Genomic DNA, 3,156 nt, shown 5'->3' on the forward strand with positions numbered 1-3,156 from the left:
GCGAAAAGCTTCGCTTTCCTGGCAAGGCCAGCGCATCGCCACAAGCACACCACAGACGGAAGCGCCGAACGACGGCAAAATCCCATCCCTAAAACAATTGATGCAAATAAAGCCACAGCACCGCTGTTGTCATCCATTAACACTAACAAAGCCAGGGCTAGCTGAGCTCTTCCCGTAACCAGTTCACACTGGCTTTTACAATGTCATCTACGCTGTTAACAACATCCTGACGATAAACCAAAGCTTCATCGTTGGGGACCTCCAATGTGGCAATCTGACTATCCAGCATTGAAAGCGGCATGAAATGACCAGTGCGTTGGCTCATATGGCCTCTTAGGACTTCAATACTCCCATCAAGGAAAATAAATGCCAGCGGGCCGCCAGCTTTATCGCGCAAACGGTCGCGGTAGTTTATTTTCAAAGCGGAGCAAGATACCACAAGACCGCTCTGCGCTTTGGCTAGTTCTGTGCCTATCGCATCAAGCCAAGGCCAACGGTCATCATCAGTTAATGGAATTCCAGAGGCCATTTTGTCAATATTACCTTGTGGATGAAGCGTATCGCCTTCCAGAAAAGGTAATTTCAATGATTCTGCAATTGCCATGCCCACCGATGTTTTACCTGAGCCGCTAACGCCCATAACAATAATACGCATCATACTGAAGCCGTGATTCCGCCGTCGATGTGAATGACCTGCCCATTAACAAAGGATGAAGCATCGCTTGCCAGAAATATCGCTGCGCCGACCAATTCGTCCACATTTCCCCAACGCCCGGCAGGTGTACGTTTCTCGAGCCAAGAAGAGAATTCCGGATTATCGATTAACGCCTGATTCAAAGGTGTCTTGAAATAACCCGGTGCAATTGCGTTGATTTGCAACCCGTATTTTGCCCAGTCGGTACACATGCCTCGAGTAAGATTGCGAACAGCGCCTTTGGTTGCAGTATAGGGAGCAATTGAAGGGCGCGCGAGTTCACTCTGAACCGAAGCAATATTGATGATCTTTCCACGTCCGCGTTTAATCATATGTTTTGCTGCGCTTTGACCGGTATAGAAGACGCTTGAGATGTTTGTTTGCAACAGCAATTGCCATTTATCTTCGGGAAAATCTTCTAAAGGCGCTCGAAATTGCATGCCGGCATTGTTGATGAGGATATCCAGAGCACCAATTTCAGCTTCGATCGCATCAATACCTGTTTGAACGGCTTTGATGTCAGTTACGTCGAAATCTGAAGCATATACCTGATGTCCCGAGTTTTTGAGTTCAGCAACCGCTCCCGATACTTTTTCCTTATTTCGACCGTTGATGATCACTGTTGCGCCATGCATTGCCAGCCCCTTTGCCAAGGCAAAGCCAATGCCCTGACTGGACCCGGTGACGAGCGCAAGACGTCCTTCGAGATTGAATAGAGTGTGGGACATTGCCAATATTTCCTTGGAGAGTTTTCGCGAGTGCATTGTTGCTGACAAATCTGAGTACATAATTAGCAGTCGTTTTATATGGTTGCTATCATCTGGTGAAGCGTCGGTTCATAGATAAAGCAAATTGTCCCGGTTTTAACGTTGAAACATGCCTTCCCTATGGTATTGGTTGGGCAGAACAGAATGAAAGAACCAATCATGACACTGCATCAGAATCTGATCGACGGCGAATGGGCCGGTGGCGACGCCATTGCCAATATTAACCCATCAAACACGAATGATGTGGTGGGAGAATATGCACGGGCAACGACTGATGACACATTAAGGGCCATTGGGGCAGCCAAAGCCGCTTTCCCAACTTGGTCTCGTTCTGGGATTGTTGAGCGGCACGCAATTCTGCGAAAAACTGCGGATGAAATCACTGCGCGCAAGGATGAGCTCGGCCGCCTGCTCTCCCGGGAGGAAGGCAAGACTTTGGCCGAAGGAATCGGAGAAACCCTGCGGGCAGCTCAGATATTTGATTTTTTTGCTGGAGAAGTTTTGCGGCTTGCGGGTGAGGTTCTGCCGAGTGCTCGTCCAAATATCGGTGTCGAGATTACACGTGAGCCAATCGGTGTTGTCGGTATCATTACTCCTTGGAACTTTCCGATTGCCATCCCTGCATGGAAAATAGCGCCGGCTTTGGCCTACGGGAACACGGTTGTATTCAAGCCGGCAGATCTCGTTCCGGGTTGTTCTTGGGCTATTGTCGATATTCTCCATCGGTCTGGCTTGCCAAAAGGTGTGCTCAATCTTGTTATGGGGAAGGGTTCAATTGTCGGACAGACTATTCTCGATAGTGCCGATGTAAATGCGATCACGTTTACTGGCTCTGTGGGAACAGGAAAGCGTGTGGCTGCAGCGTCAATCGAACATATGCGCAAGTTTCAATTGGAGATGGGTGGCAAGAATCCTTTTGTGGTGCTTGATGATGCCGATCTCAATGTGGCTGTCGATGCGGCGGTGAATAGCGCTTTCTTTTCAACCGGGCAGCGTTGCACGGCATCGTCACGAATCATTGTTACAGAAGGTATTCATGATCGGTTTGTGTCCGCTGTTTCTGAAAAACTGAAAACCATCATCGTCGATGATGCGCTTAAGGCGGGAACACATATTGGCCCGGTTGTAGATGCGAGTCAGCTCAAGCAAGACGAGGATTATATTGCAATCGGCCAAAACGAAGGTGCAAAGCTCGTTTTTGGTGGCGAAAGGCTAACGCGCGATAGTCCTGGCTTCTACTTGCAACCTGCTCTGTTTACGGAAGCGACAAATCAGATGCGTATATCACGGGAAGAGATTTTTGGTCCCGTTGCCAGTGTGATTCGGGTGAAGGATTATGAAGAGGCGCTGCACACCGCGAACGATACGCCTTTTGGCCTGTCGTCCGGTATTGCGACGACAAGCTTGAAACATGCGACTCACTTCAAGCGGAATGCTGAGGCCGGTATGGTTATGGTCAATCTGCCGACGGCTGGTGTCGATTTTCATGTGCCTTTTGGCGGTCGCAAGGGATCAAGTTATGGTCCGCGTGAGCAAGGCAAATATGCTGCGGAGTTTTATACGACGGTCAAAACAGCCTATACGCTTGCGTGATTCCAAATCCATAAACTGTGTCACTTTGAAAGGCGTTGCATTAGCAGCGCCTTTTTTGCGTTCCAACATTGTCGAACGAGGAGTTATCCCCAGGGTAAGTGT

Annotated in this window: 3 protein-coding genes; 1 reads left to right on the forward strand and 2 read right to left on the reverse strand. The window is 49.0% G+C overall.

The genetic code is table 11. From position 1 onward, the window contains the following. Positions 1-157 precede the first annotated feature (157 nt). Together PMI41_RS17135 and PMI41_RS17140 are read right to left on the reverse strand one after the other, a co-directional pair. Positions 158-658 carry a gluconokinase gene (locus PMI41_RS17135; RefSeq protein WP_008126920.1) on the reverse strand — a complete coding sequence of 167 codons (501 nt, stop codon included), beginning with the start codon at positions 656-658 and terminating at the stop codon, positions 158-160. Beyond that, positions 655-1,422 (reverse strand): SDR family oxidoreductase, encoded by a 768-nt coding sequence (locus PMI41_RS17140; RefSeq protein ID WP_008126921.1) that lies wholly within the window; start codon positions 1,420-1,422, stop codon positions 655-657. The genes PMI41_RS17135 and PMI41_RS17140 overlap by 4 nt, the downstream gene beginning before the upstream one ends. A 198-nt stretch (positions 1,423-1,620) precedes the next feature. Between PMI41_RS17140 and PMI41_RS17145 the strand changes: the two genes are divergently transcribed. Further along, positions 1,621-3,054 (forward strand): aldehyde dehydrogenase family protein, encoded by a 1,434-nt coding sequence (locus tag PMI41_RS17145; protein WP_040855649.1) that lies wholly within the window; start codon positions 1,621-1,623, stop codon positions 3,052-3,054. Positions 3,055-3,156: the final 102 nt, after the last annotated feature.

This window comes from Phyllobacterium sp. YR531, from assembly GCF_000282595.1.
Taxonomy (GTDB): domain Bacteria; phylum Pseudomonadota; class Alphaproteobacteria; order Rhizobiales; family Rhizobiaceae; genus Phyllobacterium.

Excerpts from the sequence above, each read along its gene's own strand:
- PMI41_RS17135 (WP_008126920.1), bottom strand. The coding sequence starts at position 658 with ATGATGCGTATTATTGTTATGGGCGTTAGCGGCTCAGGTAAAACATCG.
- PMI41_RS17140 (WP_008126921.1), bottom strand. The coding sequence starts at position 1,422 with ATGTCCCACACTCTATTCAATCTCGAAGGACGTCTTGCGCTCGTCACC.
- PMI41_RS17145 (WP_040855649.1), top strand. The coding sequence starts at position 1,621 with ATGACACTGCATCAGAATCTGATCGACGGCGAATGGGCCGGTGGCGAC.